15 protein-coding genes are annotated in these 18,240 nt (G+C 62.8%); 10 read left to right on the forward strand and 5 right to left on the reverse strand.

What is annotated here, in order from left to right:
• Window positions 1–28: 28 nt before the first annotated feature.
• The 4 genes from ACWPVA_RS04355 (at window position 29) to ACWPVA_RS04370 (ending at window position 5,131) form a co-directional block, all read left to right on the forward strand.
• Window positions 29–1,399 carry a glutamine synthetase family protein gene (locus ACWPVA_RS04355; RefSeq protein WP_454286510.1) on the forward strand — a complete coding sequence of 457 codons (1,371 nt, stop codon included), beginning with the start codon at window positions 29–31 and terminating at the stop codon, window positions 1,397–1,399.
• Between the two features lie 250 nt (window positions 1,400–1,649).
• A complete protein-coding gene (locus ACWPVA_RS04360) occupies window positions 1,650–3,035 on the forward strand; it encodes an aldehyde dehydrogenase family protein (protein ID WP_454286511.1) in 1,386 nt (461 codons plus the stop codon).
• Window positions 3,032–4,177, forward strand: a complete 1,146-nt coding sequence (locus ACWPVA_RS04365; protein ID WP_454286512.1) for an iron-containing alcohol dehydrogenase — start codon at window positions 3,032–3,034, stop codon at window positions 4,175–4,177. The genes ACWPVA_RS04360 and ACWPVA_RS04365 overlap by 4 nt, the downstream gene beginning before the upstream one ends.
• A 234-nt stretch (window positions 4,178–4,411) precedes the next feature.
• Window positions 4,412–5,131, forward strand: coding sequence for an AAA family ATPase (locus ACWPVA_RS04370; protein ID WP_454286513.1), 720 nt, complete (start codon window positions 4,412–4,414; stop codon window positions 5,129–5,131).
• Between the two features lie 107 nt (window positions 5,132–5,238).
• Here ACWPVA_RS04370 and ACWPVA_RS04375 read toward each other — a convergent pair whose 3' ends face one another.
• Window positions 5,239–6,567, reverse strand: coding sequence for a L,D-transpeptidase (locus tag ACWPVA_RS04375; RefSeq protein ID WP_454289525.1), 1,329 nt, complete (start codon window positions 6,565–6,567; stop codon window positions 5,239–5,241).
• A gap of 269 nt (window positions 6,568–6,836) precedes the next feature.
• On the opposite strand from ACWPVA_RS04375, the gene ACWPVA_RS04380 reads away from it, so the two are divergent.
• The 4 genes from ACWPVA_RS04380 to ACWPVA_RS04395 all read left to right on the forward strand — a co-directional run bounded on the left by ACWPVA_RS04380 (window position 6,837) and on the right by ACWPVA_RS04395 (window position 8,682).
• A complete protein-coding gene (locus ACWPVA_RS04380; protein WP_454286514.1) occupies window positions 6,837–7,013 on the forward strand; it encodes a hypothetical protein in 177 nt (58 codons plus the stop codon).
• Window positions 7,010–7,840, forward strand: coding sequence for a DUF4432 family protein (locus ACWPVA_RS04385; RefSeq protein ID WP_454286515.1), 831 nt, complete (start codon window positions 7,010–7,012; stop codon window positions 7,838–7,840). The genes ACWPVA_RS04380 and ACWPVA_RS04385 overlap by 4 nt, the downstream gene beginning before the upstream one ends.
• Before the next feature lie 92 nt (window positions 7,841–7,932).
• The gene (locus ACWPVA_RS04390; protein ID WP_454286516.1) at window positions 7,933–8,271 is read left to right on the forward strand and encodes a TIGR01244 family sulfur transferase; all 339 of its coding nucleotides are present in this window, start codon (window positions 7,933–7,935) and stop codon (window positions 8,269–8,271) included.
• 69 nt (window positions 8,272–8,340) lie between these two features.
• A complete protein-coding gene (locus ACWPVA_RS04395; RefSeq protein ID WP_454286517.1) occupies window positions 8,341–8,682 on the forward strand; it encodes a RidA family protein in 342 nt (113 codons plus the stop codon).
• A 75-nt stretch (window positions 8,683–8,757) separates the two neighbouring features.
• On the opposite strand, the gene ACWPVA_RS04400 is transcribed toward ACWPVA_RS04395, so the two are convergent.
• The 4 genes from ACWPVA_RS04400 to ACWPVA_RS04415 form a co-directional block, all read right to left on the reverse strand.
• Window positions 8,758–10,410 carry a thiamine pyrophosphate-binding protein gene (locus ACWPVA_RS04400; protein ID WP_454286518.1) on the reverse strand — a complete coding sequence of 551 codons (1,653 nt, stop codon included), beginning with the start codon at window positions 10,408–10,410 and terminating at the stop codon, window positions 8,758–8,760.
• The gene (locus ACWPVA_RS04405) at window positions 10,407–11,609 is read right to left on the reverse strand and encodes a CaiB/BaiF CoA transferase family protein (RefSeq protein WP_454286519.1); all 1,203 of its coding nucleotides are present in this window, start codon (window positions 11,607–11,609) and stop codon (window positions 10,407–10,409) included. The genes ACWPVA_RS04400 and ACWPVA_RS04405 overlap by 4 nt, the downstream gene beginning before the upstream one ends.
• 11 nt (window positions 11,610–11,620) lie before the next feature.
• Window positions 11,621–12,583 (reverse strand): DMT family transporter, encoded by a 963-nt coding sequence (locus tag ACWPVA_RS04410; RefSeq protein ID WP_454286520.1) that lies wholly within the window; start codon window positions 12,581–12,583, stop codon window positions 11,621–11,623.
• A 154-nt stretch (window positions 12,584–12,737) separates the two neighbouring features.
• The gene (locus tag ACWPVA_RS04415; protein WP_454286521.1) at window positions 12,738–13,688 is read right to left on the reverse strand and encodes an alpha/beta hydrolase; all 951 of its coding nucleotides are present in this window, start codon (window positions 13,686–13,688) and stop codon (window positions 12,738–12,740) included.
• A 249-nt stretch (window positions 13,689–13,937) separates the two neighbouring features.
• On the opposite strand from ACWPVA_RS04415, the gene ettA reads away from it, so the two are divergent.
• Window positions 13,938–15,587, forward strand: coding sequence for an energy-dependent translational throttle protein EttA (ettA, locus tag ACWPVA_RS04420; protein ID WP_454286522.1), 1,650 nt, complete (start codon window positions 13,938–13,940; stop codon window positions 15,585–15,587).
• 233 nt (window positions 15,588–15,820) lie between these two features.
• On the forward strand, window positions 15,821–18,115 hold the full coding sequence (locus ACWPVA_RS04425) for a methyl-accepting chemotaxis protein (RefSeq protein WP_454286523.1): 2,295 nt from the start codon (window positions 15,821–15,823) through the stop codon (window positions 18,113–18,115).
• Window positions 18,116–18,240: the final 125 nt, after the last annotated feature.

Consider the following 18,240-nt stretch of genomic DNA (forward strand, 5'->3'; position numbering starts at 1 on the left):
CCGGTCAGATTGAGACCAGGATTTTCCGATGGCCGCGCAGTACACGTTTGACGATCTGAAGAAGGATGTTGCCGAAGGCCGCATCGACACCGTTCTCGCCTGCATGGTCGATATGCAGGGCCGCTTGATGGGCAAACGGTTCCATGCGCAATTTTTCGTCGACAGCGGCTGGAAGGAAACGCACAGCTGCAACTACCTGCTGGCCACCGACATGGAAATGGAAACCGTGCCGGGCTATAAGGCGACGAGTTGGGAGAAGGGCTATGGCGACTATGCGCTGAAGCCCGACCTTTCGACGCTGCGGCGCGTGCCTTGGCTCGACGGCACGGCGCTCGTGCTCTGCGACGTGCTGGACCACCACACCCACGAGGACATTCCCCATTCTCCGCGCGCCATCCTGAAGAAGCAGGTCAAGCGGCTCGAAGCCATGGGACTGAAGGCCTTCATGGCGACCGAACTGGAGTTCTTCCTGTTCGACCAGACCTATGACGATGCGCGCGCCTCGGGCTATCGCGACCTGCAACTCGCCTCCGGCTATAACGAGGACTACCACATTTTCCAGACGACCAAGGAAGAGGACGTGATGCGGGCGATCCGCAACGGGCTCCAGGGCGCCGGCATCCCGGTCGAGAACACCAAGGGCGAGGCGTCGGCGGGTCAGGGCGAGGTCAATGTGCGCTATGCCGACGCGCTGACAATGGCCGACCGCCACGTCATCATCAAGAATGCCTGCAAGGAGATCGCTTGGCAGCGCGGCAAGGCGATCACCTTCCTCGCCAAGTGGCACTATAATGCCGCCGGTTCGTCCTCGCATATCCACCAGTCGCTGTGGAGCGCGGACGGCAAGACGCCGCTGTTCTTTGACGACAACGGCGAACACGGCATGTCCGAGCTGATGAAGCATTATATGGCGGGCCTGCTGTCGCACGCCAGCGAGATCACCTATTTCCTCGCTCCCTACATCAACTCCTACAAGCGCTTCATGGCGGGCACGTTTGCACCGACCAAGGCAATCTGGTCGAAGGACAACCGCACCGCCGGCTACCGGCTCTGCGGCGAGAACAGCAAGGCCATCCGCGTCGAATGCCGCGTCGGCGGTTCCGACATCAATCCCTATCTCGCCATGGCGGCGCTGCTGGCCGCCGGCATCGACGGGATCGAACGCAAACTGGCGCTTGAGCCGGCCTTCGTCGGCGATGCTTATGGCGCCCGCGAAGTTCGCGAGATCCCGCGCACGCTGCGTTCGGCGGCCGTTGCGCTGAACGGATCGGGACTGCTGCGGCAGGCGTTCGGCGACGATGTCGTCGAGCACTATGTGCGCGCCGCCGAATGGGAGCAGGAGGAGTATGATCGCAAAATTACCGACTGGGAGGTGGCGAGGGGTTTCGAACGCGCCTGATCCGGCGCGGCCGGCAGCACGGAGCTGGCTGGCCGCCTATCCCTTTCGGGTGATATTCCTGCCGCGCGATTGGCAGTATGACAATTTCACGGCCCTTCACGGTTCGACCGGGGAGGGCGTTCGTGCCAGCAAGCACCGGACATGCGTCAGCGCGGTCCGGTCGGGGCGAGCCGGTTGCGCCATCTTGGCAGATGGCGCGTGATCCGACTTCGCGCTACTGGCTGGCGAGGCTTTCAAGGAGCAACTGAAAATGACCATGATCAAATGCATTTCGCCGATCGACGGATCGGTTTACGCCGAGCGTCCGGCCATGTCGCTGGAAGCGGCCAGCGAGGCGGTGGCGCGCGCCCGCAAGGCGCAGAAGGCCTGGGCGCGTCGCCCGCTCGAGGAGCGCGTCCAGCTCGTGCTGAAAGGCGTTGCCCGCCTTAACGAGATGGCGGACGAGGTCGTGCCCGAACTTGCCCACATGATGGGCCGTCCGGTGCGCTACGGTGGCGAGTTCAAGGGCTTTAATGAGCGCTCGAACTATGTCGCATCTATCGCGGCGGATTCCCTTGCGCCCCTGGTGGTTGAAGACAGCGCGACCTTCGAGCGCCGCATTGAGCGCGAGCCGCACGGCGTCGTGCTCGTCATCGCGCCGTGGAACTACCCGTATATGACGGCGATCAACACGGTGGCGCCCGCCCTGATGGCCGGCAATACCGTCGTCATCAAGCATGCCACGCAGACGCTGCTGGTCGGCGAGCGCATGGTGCGCGCCTTCGTCGAGGCCGGCGTTCCCGACGACGTGTTCGTCAACCTGTTCCTCGATCACGCCACCACCTCGGCGCTGATCGCCACCGGCAAGTTCAACTTCATCAATTTCACCGGCTCCGTCGAGGGCGGGCGGTCGATCGAGCGGGCCGCGGCTGGCACCTTCGCCGGCATCGGCCTCGAACTCGGCGGCAAGGATCCGGGCTATGTGATGGAGGATGCCGATCTCGACGCAGCCGTCGACACGCTGATGGATGCCGCCACCTACAATTCCGGCCAGTGCTGCTGCGGCATCGAGCGCATCTACGTCAACGAGAACCTCTACGACGCCTTTGTCGAAAAGTCGGTCGCCTGGGTGTCGAACTACAAGCTCGGCAATCCGCTCGATCCGGAAACGACCCTTGGCCCCATGGCGCACCGCCGTTTTGCCGCGCATGTGCGCGAGCAGATCGCCGCGGCCGTGGCCAAGGGAGCGAAAACGCTCGTCGATCCGAAGCGCTTCCCGCAGGATGATGGGCATGCCTATCTGATGCCGCAGATCCTGGTGAACGTCGATCATTCCATGTCCTTCATGAAGGACGAAACCTTCGGTCCGGCGGTCGGCATCATGAAGGTCAAGAATGACGAGGAAGCGCTTTCGCTGATGAACGACAGCCCCTACGGTCTGACGGCCTCGCTGTGGACGCAGGATCCCGAGCGGGCCGCCCGCATCGGCCACGACATCGAGACCGGCACCGTGTTTATGAACCGGGCCGACTATCTCGACCCGGCACTGTGCTGGACCGGCTGCAAGGACACCGGCAAGGGCGGCTCGCTCTCGGTCCTCGGCTTCCAGAACCTCACCCGCCCGAAATCCTACCACCTCAAGAAGGTCACGAAATGAACATCGTCGCAAACTGGAGCTATCCCACCGCCATCAAGATGGGGCGCGGCCGCATCAAGGAACTGGCGGACGCCTGCAAGTCGCTTGGCATGAAGAAACCGCTTCTAGTCACCGACCGGGGTCTCGCGCCGATGCAGATCACCCAGGCGGCGCTTGACGTGCTGGAAGAAGCCGGCCTCGGTCGTGGGCTTTTCGCCGACGTCGATCCGAACCCGAACGAAATCAATCTCGAAGCCGGCATCAAGGCCTACAAGGACGGTGGTCATGACGGCGTCGTCGCCTTCGGCGGCGGCTCGGGTCTCGATCTTGGCAAGTGCGTCGCCTTCATGGCCGGGCAGACGCGTCCGGTGTGGGATTTCGAAGACATCGGCGACTGGTGGACCCGCGCCAATTCTGACGGCATCGCGCCGATCGTCGCCGTGCCGACCACGGCCGGTACGGGGTCTGAAGTCGGACGCGCCTCGGTCATCACCAATTCCAAGACCCATGTGAAGAAGATCATCTTCCATCCGAAGTTCCTTCCGGGCGTCGTGATCGCCGATCCGGAACTGACCGTCGGCATGCCCAAGATGATCACCGCCGGCACTGGCATGGACGCATTCGCCCATTGCCTGGAAGCCTATTCCTCGCCCTTCTATCATCCGATGTCCCAGGGCATTGCGCTCGAGGGCATGCGTCTGGTCAAGGAATTCCTGCCGCGCGCCTACAAGGACGGCACCGACATCGAGGCACGCACCAATATGATGTCGGCCGCCGCCATGGGTGCGGTTGCCTTCCAGAAGGGGCTCGGCGCCATTCACGCCCTGTCGCATCCGATCGGCGCGGTTTACAACACCCATCACGGCATGACCAATGCCGTGGTCATGCCGCCGGTGCTGCGGTTCAACCGCCCCGAGATCGAAGAGAAGATCGCGCGTGCGGCCGCCTATCTCGGCATTGCCGGAGGCTTCGACGGCTTCTACGACTATGTCCTGTCGCTGCGGGCCGAACTCGGCGTACCGGAAAACCTGACCGCCATGGGCATCAAGTCCGATCGCATCGATGAACTAACCGCCATGGCGATCGAGGACCCGAGCTGCGGTGGCAATCCGGTGAAGATGACGCTGGAAAACACCAAGGCCTTGTTCCTCGACTGCTTCTGAGCGACCGGAGTTCAATAAATGTCAAGGCCCGCGGCATCGAAAGTGCTGCGGGCTTTTTTCTATGCCGATCAGGAGGATGAAGAGGCCGCACTACCATTTTTGGGGAGGTGGGCACGGCCATTTCTTTTCGATTTGTTAACTATAATTAGCAAGGATGAATTTACTGACACCATGAGCCAAAGGTGCCGGCGAGAGCGATGAGACGCTCGGTTCATACCCTTTCGAGGAAGCAGCATGCCAGTCATCTCATTTGCCAATGCCAAGGGCGGAGCCGGCAAGACCACGGCCGCCCTGCTGCTCGCGACCGAACTTGCCCATCAGGGCTATCGCGTCGGTATCCTCGATGCCGACCCGCAGCGCTGGATCACGCAATGGCATGAAAGCTCCGGGCCGCAGCACAATATCGAGGTGATTTCAGAAGTTTCGGTTGCATCGATCCAGGGGCATCTGCGCGAGCTGTCGCGTACCGCTGACTACACGATCATCGATCTCGCCGGCGCCCGGGATGCCATCGTCACCACCGCGATCGGACTTTCCGACCACGTGATGATTCCGGTGCAGGGCTGCGCCATGGACGCCAAGGGTGCGGCGCAGATCCTCGATCTGATCGCGTTGATGGAAAGCGCGGGCCGTCTCAAGATTGCCCACTCGGTCGTCTTGACCCGCGTAGCCTCGATGGTAACGACGCGCGCGCTCCTCGCCATCAAGGGCCTGCTCTCCGCGCGCGGGGTCAATGTCATGGATACGCCAATCGTTGAACGTAGCGCCTTTCGCGAGATCTTTGACTGCGGCGGCACGCTCTACAGCATGGATGCGGCGCGAATTAGCAATCTCGACAAGGCTCATGAGAATGTGCAGGCCTTCGCCGCAGAGGTGCGTCGCCTGCTGCCGATCAAGGTCATCCGGAGCCAGGAACCGCGCCGTCTGCTCCGTCTCGTTCGAAACGCTGCTTAGTTCTCCTCCCACTCCTCCCGAGCAGCGTAGTGAAAGAGCCGCAGGATTTCGATCCGGCGGCTCTTTTCGTTTGGGAAAGCGTGGAGTGCGTCGGGGCTCTCGCCCGTTCAGTCGATGAATTCTACCGTCACGCCGGGCTTCACCATCTTGGCGAGTTCCGTAGCATCCCAGTTGGTCAGGCGAATGCAGCCATGGCTCTGGGTGCGGCCGATCTTGGACGGTTCGGGTGTGCCGTGGATGCCGTAGGTCGGTTTTGAGAGAGCCATCCACACCGTACCGACTGGGCCGTTGGGGCCTGGCGGAATTGACAGGATCTTGTCGTTCGCTCCCTGCTGGAAGTTGATTTTCGGATTGTAGGTATAGCCCGGATTGAAGGCGATACGCTCGACGGTGACGATGCCGGACGGCGAGGGGGTGTCGGCGGAGCCGATGCTGGCCGGATAGGCGGCGATCAGCGCACCGTCAGCACCGTAGGCAAAGACCTGCTTCAGACCCTTGTTGGCGACGATCCTTGCCACTTCGCCCTTCTTCGCCTCGCCAGGGGCCACGACCTTGATGATCGTGCCCGGTATGGTGAAATCGACGCCTGGGTTCAGCGCGCGCAGATAGGCTTCGTCCATGTGGAACTTCTCGGCCAGCTTTTCCGCGGTCGAGGTATAGGAGAGTTCCGGGAGTTGCGCCTTCTGGGCGTAGTCTTCTGGGATGGCGGCGACAAAGGGACCGGCCGCATCGCCGGGCGTGATGGTGTAGGAGGTGATCGCCAGTCCGCCGGAAAGGCGAAGGCGCTCGAGGACGTCCTCTGCATTGTTCGGGTCGATCGTCTCCCCTGTCATTTCCTGCCAGGCGACCAGGGCCTTGTTGACGTTCTGACCCATCTTGCCGTCGATCACGCCGGGCGAGATTCCCTCGCGGTCGAGAAAGACCTGCAGCGCGGTGATTTCCAGCTGCGACAGGTTGCTCTTGACCGGAATATCGGGCGTGACGGTGCGCAGGGGTGTCTGATCCACCGGAGGCGCCATGTCCGGTCCACCGTAAGGCATGTCTGGCATCGGCTCGTCGAGCGGCTGGCGATCGATCACGTTCGGCGAGGGGATTGTGCCGGTCACGATTCCGTCGTCCTCCCATCCGGGCGGCGGGGAACCGAAGTCGTCGTAGACGGGCGCCCGAGCCTCGCGCTGGCGCGGAAAATAGGTTTCGGCAGGCACTTCGGTGGCCACCAGATTGCCGTAGCGATCGATCAGGACGCGCCGGCCCATCCGGTCGCGACTGATCACGACTTCTCCCGCTTCCGGCGTGAAGTCGAGCAGATCGCCGTCCGGCGAAACCAGCAGTACCGAATTGTTGCGGTAGCCATAGGGTTCGTTGGCCACGACAGATGTGCTCGCACCGGCCAGCAGAGCCGCGACGGAAACCACAATCACGCCCGCTTTCAGCATGTCGACCAAGATTCGCTCCTTCTTTTGCCCATTCGACAAACGCGACAAATTTGACACTAGTGTGGAAGAGGTGAATTCATGATGAATATTGATTTAAATTCCGGCACCGGGGGACATGCCGGCTCGGCTGTCTTGGCAAACGACTAGGTGCACATTTCTTGTGTTCAGCTGCGCTAGCGGGAGGATTTTCTGGTGGCGCGATCGATTGTTCCCTGGTCGCTTGGGGTGACGGTCGGCCAGTTCGATTGCTGGCGCCGAGGATGTCGGGCATGGAGAACTACGCCCAGCTCAAGTCCTGCGCTTCCGGCTACCGGTGCTGGCTTGAGAGCGCGACCGATTTGCCGTACCTCAAGGCTGTCGACGACGGATTGTCCGGCGTGGAGGGGATGATGTCGAGCGGGCAGATCATGACGCCGCCGCCATTGAACGAGGAGACCGCGGCATGATGGAGTTCAAGGGGCGCAAGGGACCGATACTGACGCTGGACGAGGGCTCCGTTCTGGATGTCGGTTCCTGCGTCGTCGGTGGCGTGGATCTGGCGCCCGGTCGGGCGATCCCGGACGATGGCGATCCGCGCATCAATCATTCGCTCGAAGGCTTTCTGTTCACCTGCGGTCCAGACCATATCCGCCATCCCGAACCGATCGGCGGGGGCAAGGTGGGAGTGTATCCGCTGCACGGCTCCTTCTCGTCGCATCCGGCACGCGATGTGGCGTTGTCGGGTGAGGGGAGTGACGCCGAATGCCGCGCTGTCGTCGACGTCAGGCTGGCTGACGGTGGCCGGGCGCGGCTGGAGCGCTGCTGGAGGATCCATGGCGAGAGCGGCGAGGTGAGCCTTGTCGATATCGTGACCAACATCGGCACGACGGCTTTCCCGGCTTTCCTCATGTACCACATGAACCTCGGAGCAAGGCATTTCGACGACGGCGTGCGGCTCGAGGGTGCCATGCTGGACGGCGGCGGCTTCCCCTGGGCTTTCGGTGAAGGCGATGGTGGTGTCTTCTGCGTTCCGGCCGGCAAGGGCGGATGGGCGGAGGTCCGTCTCGGTCCGATCGCAGCGATCGGCGGCAAGACCCTCCTGGTGCGCTTTCGCACCGACACGCTGCCCTTCCTGCAGGTCTGGCGCAATCAGGCGGCGCCGGCTCATGTGCTCGGCATCGAGCCGGTCTCGCATCGCTGGGAGCCGCGCGCCAAGCTCGCGGAGCGTGGCGAAATGGTCGATCTCGCGCCGGGCGAGAGCCGGGAATACGGGCTCGCCTTCGCTTTCGTCTGACGCTGCCATGGGCCGTGGAACGGGTTGCTCGGCGATTGACGACCGGGCACGCCCATCGTAGATGTTTGCCCCTCGCAAGCAGGGAGCACGCCATGAACATTTCGCAGATCAACGATGAATACTCCGTGACCGGCCAGATCTCGGTTGCCGATCTCGACACGATCAAGGCGCTCGGCTTCAAGTCCATCGTCTGCCATCGCCCGGATGGCGAGGAGGCCGGCCAGCCGACCTTTGCCGAGATCGCGGCGCGCGCCGAGGAACTGGGCCTGAAGATCGCCCATGTGCCGGTCGGTCCGATGGGCGTCACGCCCGACGCCATTTCCGGCATGGTCGATGCGCTCGACGATTTCGACCGGCCGATGCTCGGCTATTGCCGTTCCGGCGCGCGTTCGACCGCGACCTATCAGAAGAGCCAGCACCTGCGCGGCTGAGCAAGCCGTCGCGACTTTCGCTCGCCATTCTCCCTTTCCGTCCCATCACGTCCAACAGGAGTATTTCCCATGACCATCAAGCGTATCGAGCCGGGCGCCCGCATGAGCGGCGCTGTCGTCCACGGCAACACCGTCTATCTGGCTGGCCAGGTCGGTGAAGGCACGTCCGTCACCGAGCAGTCGAAGTCGGCTCTGGCCGAAGTCGACCGCCTGCTGGCCGCTGCCGGCACCGACAAGTCGAAGATCCTGCAGACGATCATCTACCTCTCCGACATGGCGACCTTCGGCGAAATGAACGCCGTCTGGGAAGCCTGGATCGACCCGAAGAACCCGCCGGCCCGCGCCACCAGCGAAGCGGCGCTGGCGACCCCGGACTACAAGGTCGAGTTCATCGTCACCGCGGCGATCTGATAAGCGCTTGATGTTCAGAATAAAGAAAAGGCCGGGATCGCTCCCGGCCTTTTCTCGTTTGATCCGAATGGCTTATCAGGTTTTTTCGCGAATCTGAGTCAAGGTCTTCATCGGCGTGATCGCCTCCGGGTCGAGCTTGATCTCGATGATCGAGGGCTTGCCGGAGGCGCGGGCGCGCTCAAAAGCGGGAGCAAAGTCTTCCGTTGCCTCGACGGTTTCGCCGTGCCCGCCATAGGCGCGGGCGAAGGCGGCGAAGTCGGGGTTGGTGAGGTCGGTCGCGCTGACGCGGCCGGGATATTCGCGCTCCTGGTGCATGCGGATCGTGCCGTAGATGCCGTTGTTCACCAGGCAGACGATGATCGGCAGGTCGTAGCGGATGGCGGTGGCGAATTCCTGGCCGTGCATCATGAAGCAGCCGTCACCGGCAAAGCAGATGACCTCGCGGTCCGGATGCAGCGCCTTGGCGGCAACGGCGGCGGGCAGGCCGTAGCCCATCGAGCCGGAGGTCGGGGCTGCCTGAGTAGCGAAGTCGCGGAAGCGGTGGAAGCGGTGCACCCAGGTGGCGTAGTTGCCGGCGCCGTTGGTGAAGATGGTGTCCTCGGCCGTATTGGCCTCGATCCAGTCCATGATCGGACCCATGCGGACCGGGCCGGGGCCTTGGGTCGGCGGCGTCGACCATGAAAGATAGGCGGCGTGCATGGCTTCGGTGCGGGCGGCCCAGACGGGCCGTTCCGGCGCTTTCAGCGACTTCAGCGCGCCGACGAACTCGACCGGGGCGGCGCAGATGGCGAGGTCCGGGCGATAGACGCGGCCGAGCTCGGAGGGATCCGGATAGACATGCACCAGCGTCTGCGACGGGTAGGGCACGTCGAGCAGCGTATAGCTGGAGGAGGGCATTTCCGAGAAACGGCCGCCGATCAAGAGCACGAGATCTGCCTCCTTGATCTCCCTGGACAGCGACGGATTGATGCCGATGCCGACGTCGCCGGCATAGGAGGAGTTGAGGTGGTCGAACAGCATCTGGCGGCGGAAGGAGCAACCGATCGGCAGTTTCCAGCGAGTAGCGAATTCCTCGAAATCGGAAACGGCCTGCTTCGTCCAGCGCGTGCCGCCGAGAATGGCGATCGGGCGCTTGGCGGTGCTAAGCATCTCGCCCAACCGCTCGATCTGAGCGGGGCCCGGATGGGCTTCGACGGGCATGGCGGCCTTGGCGGCCGGCGCCTCGACCTCGTCCACCAGCATGTCTTCCGGTAGAGAGAGCACGACCGGGCCGGGGCGGCCGGAGGTGGCGACGGCAAAGGCGCGGGTGACGAATTCCGGGATGCGGCGCGCATCGTCGATCTCGCCGACCCATTTGGCGAATTCGGTAAAGGCGCGGCGGTACTCGACCTCCTGGAAGGCTTCGCGCTCGCGCATGTCGCGACCGACCTGGCCGATGAACAGGATCATCGGGATCGAGTCCTGCTTGGCGATGTGCAGGCCGGCGGTGGCATTGGTCGCGCCTGGACCACGGGTCACCATGCAGATGCCGGGCTTGCCGGTGAGCCGACCCCAGGTGTCGGCCATCATCGCGGCGCCACCCTCCTGGCGGCAGACGAGCGTCTCGATGCCGCTGTCGCGCAGCGCGTCGAGAACGGCCAGATAGCTTTCGCCGGGCACGCAGGAGACGCGCTCGACGTCGTTGGCCTTCAGTGCCTCGACGATCAGTTCCCCGCCAGTCTTTTTCATTGGTTCCTCTCCCTTTCGATCTCTGCCAGTTCGGCGAGAATTTCTTGCTGGTGTTCTCCGATCCGTGGGCTCGGTCGCTCGTAGCGCAGCGGCGTCTCGGACAGCACGATGGGGGTGCGTACGCCCGGAATGACGTTTCCGTCGGCATCCTCGAGTTCGATGCGCAGGTCGCGGGCCTTAACCTGCGGGTCATCGAACATCTCGGCGATCGAGTTGATCGGGCCAGCCGGGACGGCATTGGTCTCGCAGGCGGTCAGGAGATCACGCTTGATCCACTTCGCCGTCTCAGCGGTGACGATCCGGCGGACCTCGGTCTTGTTGGCGACGCGGGCCTTGTTGGTCGCGAAGCGTTCGTCTTCGGCGATCCCGGCAATGCCGAGAATGGCGCAGAGCCGCTTGAACTGGCCGTCATTGCCGACCGCAAGGATCAGATGGCCGTCGGCAGTCGGCACGACCTCGTAAGGCGAAATGTTGGGATGGGCATTGCCGAGGCGGACCGGGGCCTTGCCCGAGATGAGGTAGTTCAGGTTCTGGTTGGCGAGCACCCCCGACATGACGTCGAGCAGCGCCATGTCGACGAACTGGCCTTCGCCGGTCTTCAACGCGTGGATCAGCGCGGCCTGGATGGCGGTGACGGCATAGATGCCGGTGAAGATGTCAGCGATCGCCACGCCTGCCTTCATCGGCTGGCCGTCCGGCTCGCCGGTGATCGACATAAAGCCCGACATGCCCTGGACGATATAGTCATAGCCGGCGAATTCGGCATAGGGGCCGTTCTGGCCAAAGCCGGTGATCGAGCAGTAGATGAGCTTCGGATTGACTGCCTTCAGGCTTTCATAGTCGAGGCCGTATTTCTTCAGGCCCCCGAGCTTGAAGTTCTCGATCAGCACGTCGGAGGTCGCGGCGAGGCGTCGGACGATCTCCTGGCCTTCCTCGGTCTTCAGGTCGACGGCGATCGAGCGCTTGTTGCGGTTGGTCGAATGGTAATAGGCGGCAGACAGGTTCTCGCCGTCCTTGCCCTCGACGAAGGGCGGGCCCCAGGCGCGGGTGTCGTCGCCGCCGTCCGGGTTTTCCACCTTGATCACGTCAGCGCCCATGTCGGCGAGCATTTGGCCGGCCCAGGGGCCGGCGAGAACGCGGGCCAGTTCAAGGACGCGGATGCCGGCGAGCGGCGGTTTCTTCGGTTGCGTATCGGTCATGGAATGTCCTGTCATGGCGCAAGCGTGGCGTTTTCGGAGACGGGCTTCGAGGTGAAGCGGCGCTCCCGCCAGATGATGAAGAGGCCGGAGCCGATGATGATGGCAATACCCAGCCATTTGATGGCATCGGGGAATTCGCGGAACACCAGCCAGCCGAAGATCGTCGTGGTGACGATTTCGAGATATTGCAGCGGAGCGAGTGTGGAGGCTGGTGCCGAGCGATAGGCATAGACGCCGAAAATGCCCGAGACCGCTGCGGCAAGGCCGACGCCGGTCATCCACATCATGCTGGTGAGATCCGGCAGGCTCGGGGCAAATATCGCAGGCATGCTCCGGCCGAAGAGGGCTATCGCCACCAGCGAGATTACCAGGCCCCAGAAGCCGGTCTCGATCTGCATCGACCAGGGATCCTCGCGGTGGGCAAGCTTACGTGTCAGAATGGCAAACACGGCCACGCAGAAGGCAGAGACGGCCGGAAGGAGCGCGATGAAGCCCACTTCCTTGAAAGTCGGCTGAATGATTAAAAGCGCTCCGCCGAAACCGACGGCGCAGGCGCTGTAGCGGCGCCAGCCGATGGTTTCCTTGAGGAATATGCTGGACAGCACGGTCAGGATGATCGGTTCGATGAAGAAGATTGCCAGGGCGTCGGCAACCGACATGACCGAAAGCGCTGTGACGTAGCAGACCATGGAGAGCGCGATCAGACCGCCGCGGGCGATATGAGAGCCGGTATTGGCCATGGAGAAACGTGGCAGGCGTCGGCGCCAGAAAAATATCGGCATCATGAACACCATCTGGAGCAGGAACCGCACCGCGGTGATCTCCATGGGCGATGTGGTCTCGGTGGCGAGCTTGGAGAAGATGTCGATGAAGGGAGCGATCAGCACCGCTGCGACCATGAGAAGGAGACCGACTGTCACATCCGCGGACGGGGCGGGCAGGGCCTGCGCGGGGTGTCCGGGTGGGGTGGTCATCGCGGGCTATGCTCTTTTGCGGTGCGGAACGCGGCTAGCCGTGCGCTCGCGGTTTCACGAACAAAATCCTGTTGGTCTACCTATAGCTTCGGCCTTGATGGTAAGCACTTGAATTTCTCTCATGGGATCATTCCGTTTCGGCATCGCGAGGGCTTCAGGCAAGCCGCGCTGCAGCTCGGGCGGTGATGCTGTCGCACCAGCTTATGAAGTCGGCGATGGCTTTCTCGCGGCCGATCTCGTTCATAGTCTCATGGCGCATGTCCGGATAGATCCGGGTGGTGACCGCAGCAAAACCAAGACCGCTGAGCCGTTTGCTCAGCCACTGGATGGCTTTGGCATTGTCGGTCGCAGGGTCCTCTCCACCGCCGACCAGATGGATCGGCATCGATTTCGGCAGATGGTTCAATTGTGCATGCGAGGCGCCGCGGAAGGTCAGGGTGAACACGTCGCGCCACATCGCGACGCTCGCGTCGAAGCCGCAGAGAGGGTCGCGGGCATAGACGTCGACTTCGGCCGCATCATGCGACAGCCAGTCGAAATCGGTTCGGCGGTTGGGAATTCGCTTGCCCCAGGCGAGGAAGGTCGCTCGCGGCAGGATGAGGCTCGGCACATCCGAGCCTTTGAGCATGCGCTCGAGCGCCAGAACCATCTGGGCGATGCGACCGGCAGTTCCTGGATTGAAGTTGGAGTTCCACACGGCCAAGGCATCAAAAGCGTCCGGATGGTCCGTTGCCGTATTGAGCGCGATCAACCCGCCCATGGAATGACCGAAGAGGATCACCGGAAGGCCCGGAAATCGTTCGACGGCGAAGTCGCGCATGGCCAGCGTGTCGGCAATCACGAGCCTCCATCCCTCGCGCCGGGCAAAACGGCCGATCGGCGCGTCGACCGCCGTCGTCTCGCCATGGCCACGGTGGTCGTGGGCGAAGACGTGATAGCCTGCCGCAGAGAGCGCCTCGGCAAAACGCTGATAACGGCGCGAATGCTCGGCCAGGCCGTGGCAGATGACGACGATGCCCTTTGCCGGCGCGGATGCCGCCTGATGATGATAGGTCAGTTGCGCGCCGCTGATCGTGGCCAGCCGGTGGGCGTTTACAAATGGCATTTTCGTTCTCCCTCGCCGCACCAAGGGTTAAATGGCATCGTCAAGGGCGGCAAAGGAAATATTCATGTCGGGACCTGAGGACGAGGCGCTGGTGGTGAGCAGAGTGCTCGCATGGCGCAGATACAGGCCGCTGGGTGACAGGTCAGGCCAGAAAAGAGCCCGGTATCGCAGCCTTCCGCATTGCCCCCGCAGGCGCTTTCGCCTACATAGCGGCAAATCCCCTTCACGCCCGCGGAGCAATTCAACACGATGGCACGTCAGTTCATCTATCACATGGCCGGCCTCAACAAGGCCTTTGGCGCCAAGAAGATCCTCGAAAACGTCAACCTGTCCTTCTACCCCGATGCCAAGATCGGTATTCTGGGTCCGAACGGCGCGGGTAAGTCGACGGTTCTCAAGATCATTGCCGGTCTCGACAAGGAATATACCGGCGAAGCCTGGTTGGCCGAAGGCGCGACGCTGGGCTATCTCGAGCAGGAGCCGCATCTCGACCCGTCCAAGACCGTGTTCGAAAACGTCATGGAAGGCGTCGCCAAGAAGACGGCGATCCTCGAGCGCTACAACGAACTGATGATGAACTATTCCGACGAGACGGCGGACGAGGGCGCCAGGCTCCAGGACGTCATCGACAGCCAGAACCTCTGGGATCTGGAGAATCAGGTCGAGATGGCGATGGACGCGCTGCGCTGCCCGCCGGGCGATGCCGATGTCACCAGCCTGTCGGGCGGTGAGCGTCGTCGCGTGGCGCTGTGCAAGCTCTTGCTCTCGCAGCCCGACCTCCTGCTCCTCGACGAACCGACCAACCACCTCGATGCCGAGACCATCGCCTGGCTGGAAAAGCACCTGCGCGATTATCCGGGCGCCGTGCTGATGATCACCCACGACCGCTACTTCCTCGACAACGTTACCGGCTGGATCCTCGAACTCGACCGTGGCCGTGGCATCCCCTACGAGGGCAATTATTCGGCCTATCTGCTGGCCAAGGCCAAGCGTATGCAGCAGGAAAGCCGCGAAGAGGCCGGCCGCCAGAAGGCCATTTCCCGCGAACAGGAGTGGATCGCCTCCAGCCCGAAAGCTCGTCAGGCCAAGTCCAAGGCGCGTATCAAGTCCTACGAGCAACTGGTCGAAGCCGCTGCCAACGTTCGTCCCGGCGACGCGCAGATCATCATTCCGGTCAGCGAGCGTCTCGGCCAGGTGGTCATCGAGCTGGACGGCGTCACCAAGGGCTATGGCGATCGCGTGCTGATCGAGGATCTGACGATGAAGCTGCCGCCGGGCGGTATCGTCGGCGTCATCGGCCCGAACGGCGCCGGCAAGACGACGCTGTTCCGCATGATCACCGGCCAGGAGAAGCCCGACAGCGGCACGATCCGCATCGGCGACAGCGTCCAGCTGGGGTACGTCGACCAGAGCCGTGACGCGCTGGACGGCAACAAGACCGTCTGGGAGGAGATCTCCGGCGGGGCCGAAATCATCAAGCTCGGCAAGTTCGATATGAACTCCCGCGCCTATTGCGGAGCGTTCAACTTCAAGGGTGGCGACCAGCAGCAGAAGGTCGGCAACCTGTCCGGCGGCCAGCGCAATCGCGTGCATCTCGCCAAGATGCTGAAGGCCGGCGGCAACGTGCTGCTGCTCGACGAACCGACCAACGACCTCGACACCGAAACGCTCGGCGCGCTCGAGAACGCCCTGGAAAACTTCGCCGGCTGCGCGATCATCATCTCTCACGACCGCATGTTCCTCGACCGCCTGGCGACCCATATCCTCGCCTTCGAAGGCGATGGTCACGTGGAGTGGTTCGAAGGCAACTTCGAGGACTATGAAAAGGACAAGGTCCGTCGCCTGGGTGCCGACGCGCTCAATCCGACGCGAATGAGCTACAAGCGCCTGACGCGCTAAGCAAGGAAATCCAACGATTAACCCCGGTTCGCCGGGGTTTTTTGTTGGGCTTGAGGCCCGCGCGCTTGCGTCGCGCGGGTTTGCGGTAGCTTGCTTGATCTGCGAATTATGTCGTCACATAAAGACAATCTCAAGATTTGCGCAGCATGCTTTTTATCGGAGTGCCATGCCCCCCTTTTTCCGGTCACTCGCCACAGTCATGACGACCTGGAAATATCTTCAAGAGGATTTGGATGCGCACTTTACTCGGAACCCTATCTTTCCGCAGTCTTCTGACTAGCCTAGCGGCTGTGCCCCTAGTTGCCGTGCTCGTGCTCGGTGGTTGGCTCAGCCTGATCTCCTACCGCGAGAGCGATGAATTGTTGCGGGCCGTGCGGCTCGCCGATCTCGCCAAGAGCGGTATTGCAATGGGCCTGGCCGGTCCTGCCGAAACCGGCGCGTCGGCGGCCCAGCGGGCTGAACGCCGAGCCCGGACGGATGCGGTCGCTGCTTCGATCGAGGCGAGCTATCGCGAGGTTCTGGCCCAGGGCTACGATGATCCTGGCCTTGAGTTGCTCAAGCGGGCCTTTGACGAAAAGTTGTCGCGCTTGGCCGAATATCGCACCAAGACCGATGACGGCACCGCCGCGCCGCTGCTCGCCCTTGAGATCGTGCAGCCGATCGTTGCCGCGGGTTCGGAACTGACCCGCCGTGCTGCCACCCTTTCTGAGGACCACGAGCTTTCGGCCGCGATTTCCGGTTACTTTGCCTTCATGCAGGTGAGCGACGCCTACCAGATGCTCAATCGCCTCGGCCAGGCCTATCTCAAGGCCGGCACGCTGGAACCGCCCGCTTTCGCCATGGTCCACCGCAGCGATATGCTGATCAAGTCCTATGACAAGGTGGTCACCGAATCCGTGCCCGCTGACCTCGTCTCCGACTATCGTGCCTACTTCCAACAGCCGACCGGCAGGCGGATTGAAACGCTGCGCCAGGCGATGCTGACGAATGAGCCTTATACAGCGTCCGAGGGCGAGCTTGAGGCGTGGATCGCAGCTCATGACGACAGGCGTATTTTCGTCTCCGATCTGATTGCCCGGACAGGCGAGCGCATGACCCAGATGATCGCAGACAAGTCGGCTGCGGCACAGACGCGTCTGATGGTCCTGATTGCCGGGGTGGCCGCGGCGGTACTGGCCGTGATCGGCCTTACCATCGTGATTGCCCGCGTTCTGTCCGGTTCGATCAACCGCATCGGCGAGCGCATGAAGTTGCTGGCCGACGGCGACACGCAAAGCGTGATCCCCTATGCTGAACGTGCCGACGAAATTGGTGGCATGGCTCGCTCGGTGGCAGTGTTCCGGCAGGCGGCGATCCGCAACGCGGAACTGGAGGCAAGCGCGGAGCAGAACCGCATCGCCGCCGAACGCGAGCGTGCCGAGATGCAGGCGCGGGCCGAAGCCGAGGCCGAAGCGCGTCTGAGCCGTGCGACCAGCACGCTGGCTGCCGGCCTGCAGCGGCTCGCCGCTGGCGATCTCCTGACCGAGATCGAGGAAGAGTTTGCGCCGCAGTTCGAGGCTCTGCGCCACGACTTCAATACGTCGGTGCGCCAGTTGCGCGAGGTCATGCAGAGCGTCGGCCAGGTCGCCGGCACCGTGACCAGCGGATCGGGCGAGATCTCGCAGGCGTCGGACAGCCTCGCCAAGCGCACCGAGCAGCAGGCTGCCTCGCTTGAGCAGACTGCCGCGGCTCTTGAGGAGATCACTTCCAATGTCGTCTCCACGTCCAAACGCACCGCGGAAGCCCGTGATCTGGTAGAGACCACCCGCCAGCGCGCCGAAAAGTCCGGCGAGGTCGTCAACAATGCTGTCTCAGCCATGAGCCGCATCGAGGATTCGTCCCGCCAGATTGGGCAGATCATCGGCGTGATCGACGAAATCGCCTTCCAGACGAACTTGCTGGCGCTGAACGCCGGTGTTGAGGCCGCTCGTGCCGGTGATGCCGGCAAGGGCTTTGCCGTGGTCGCGCAGGAAGTACGCGAACTGGCGCAGCGTTCGGCCAATGCCGCCAAGGAGATCAAGGCGCTGATCGGCAATTCCGAAGCCGCAGTCAGTGAAGGCGTCCGCTTGGTCAACGACACGGGTGAGGGGCTTTCGTCCATCGCCGAACTCGTCTTGTCTATCAACAGCCACATGGGGGCGATCTCGACGGCGGCGCAGGAACAGTCCGTCGGTCTCGGCGAAGTCAACACCGCCGTCAACCACATGGACCAGGCGACGCAACAGAATGCGGCGATGGTCGAGGAGATGAATGCTGCAGGCGCCAGCCTCGCCCAGGAGAGCGGGCGGCTAGCGGAACTCCTGTCGCGCTTCCGCACGGGCCATGAGCTTCGGCAATCCGTTCAGGCCACCGATACCGGTCCCGCTCGCTCCGCGCAGCGGCCGGTTCCCCAGGCTCCGCGGCCAATGCCGAGCCGAGCTCGTCCAGTGTTCGCCAGCCAGGGCAATGCGGCGCTGGCTCAACAGAGCGAGAATTGGCAGGAATTCTGACAATCCGTCCTTGGTGATTAGATCGGAAAGGCGACTGCCACGCGCAGTCGCCTTTTTTGAATCCGAAATCTGTGGTTGATCCCCTGCTGCGTGGAATCTTCGCCGTCGGTAGATGATTTGCTCTT

The sequence above is a fragment of the Rhizobium arsenicireducens genome, from assembly GCF_964021225.1.

Coding starts and splice junctions, on each gene's coding strand:
- ACWPVA_RS04415 (WP_454286521.1), bottom strand. CDS start 13,688: ATGCCATTTGTAAACGCCCACCGGCTGGCCACGATCAGCGGCGCGCAA.
- ACWPVA_RS04380 (WP_454286514.1), top strand. CDS start 6,837: ATGGAGAACTACGCCCAGCTCAAGTCCTGCGCTTCCGGCTACCGGTGC.
- ACWPVA_RS04370 (WP_454286513.1), top strand. CDS start 4,412: ATGCCAGTCATCTCATTTGCCAATGCCAAGGGCGGAGCCGGCAAGACC.
- ACWPVA_RS04355 (WP_454286510.1), top strand. CDS start 29: ATGGCCGCGCAGTACACGTTTGACGATCTGAAGAAGGATGTTGCCGAA.
- ACWPVA_RS04425 (WP_454286523.1), top strand. CDS start 15,821: ATGCGCACTTTACTCGGAACCCTATCTTTCCGCAGTCTTCTGACTAGC.
- ACWPVA_RS04405 (WP_454286519.1), bottom strand. CDS start 11,609: ATGACCGATACGCAACCGAAGAAACCGCCGCTCGCCGGCATCCGCGTC.
- ACWPVA_RS04395 (WP_454286517.1), top strand. CDS start 8,341: ATGACCATCAAGCGTATCGAGCCGGGCGCCCGCATGAGCGGCGCTGTC.
- ACWPVA_RS04410 (WP_454286520.1), bottom strand. CDS start 12,583: ATGACCACCCCACCCGGACACCCCGCGCAGGCCCTGCCCGCCCCGTCC.
- ettA (WP_454286522.1), top strand. CDS start 13,938: ATGGCACGTCAGTTCATCTATCACATGGCCGGCCTCAACAAGGCCTTT.
- ACWPVA_RS04375 (WP_454289525.1), bottom strand. CDS start 6,567: ATGCTGAAAGCGGGCGTGATTGTGGTTTCCGTCGCGGCTCTGCTGGCC.
- ACWPVA_RS04385 (WP_454286515.1), top strand. CDS start 7,010: ATGATGGAGTTCAAGGGGCGCAAGGGACCGATACTGACGCTGGACGAG.
- ACWPVA_RS04365 (WP_454286512.1), top strand. CDS start 3,032: ATGAACATCGTCGCAAACTGGAGCTATCCCACCGCCATCAAGATGGGG.
- ACWPVA_RS04400 (WP_454286518.1), bottom strand. CDS start 10,410: ATGAAAAAGACTGGCGGGGAACTGATCGTCGAGGCACTGAAGGCCAAC.
- ACWPVA_RS04390 (WP_454286516.1), top strand. CDS start 7,933: ATGAACATTTCGCAGATCAACGATGAATACTCCGTGACCGGCCAGATC.
- ACWPVA_RS04360 (WP_454286511.1), top strand. CDS start 1,650: ATGACCATGATCAAATGCATTTCGCCGATCGACGGATCGGTTTACGCC.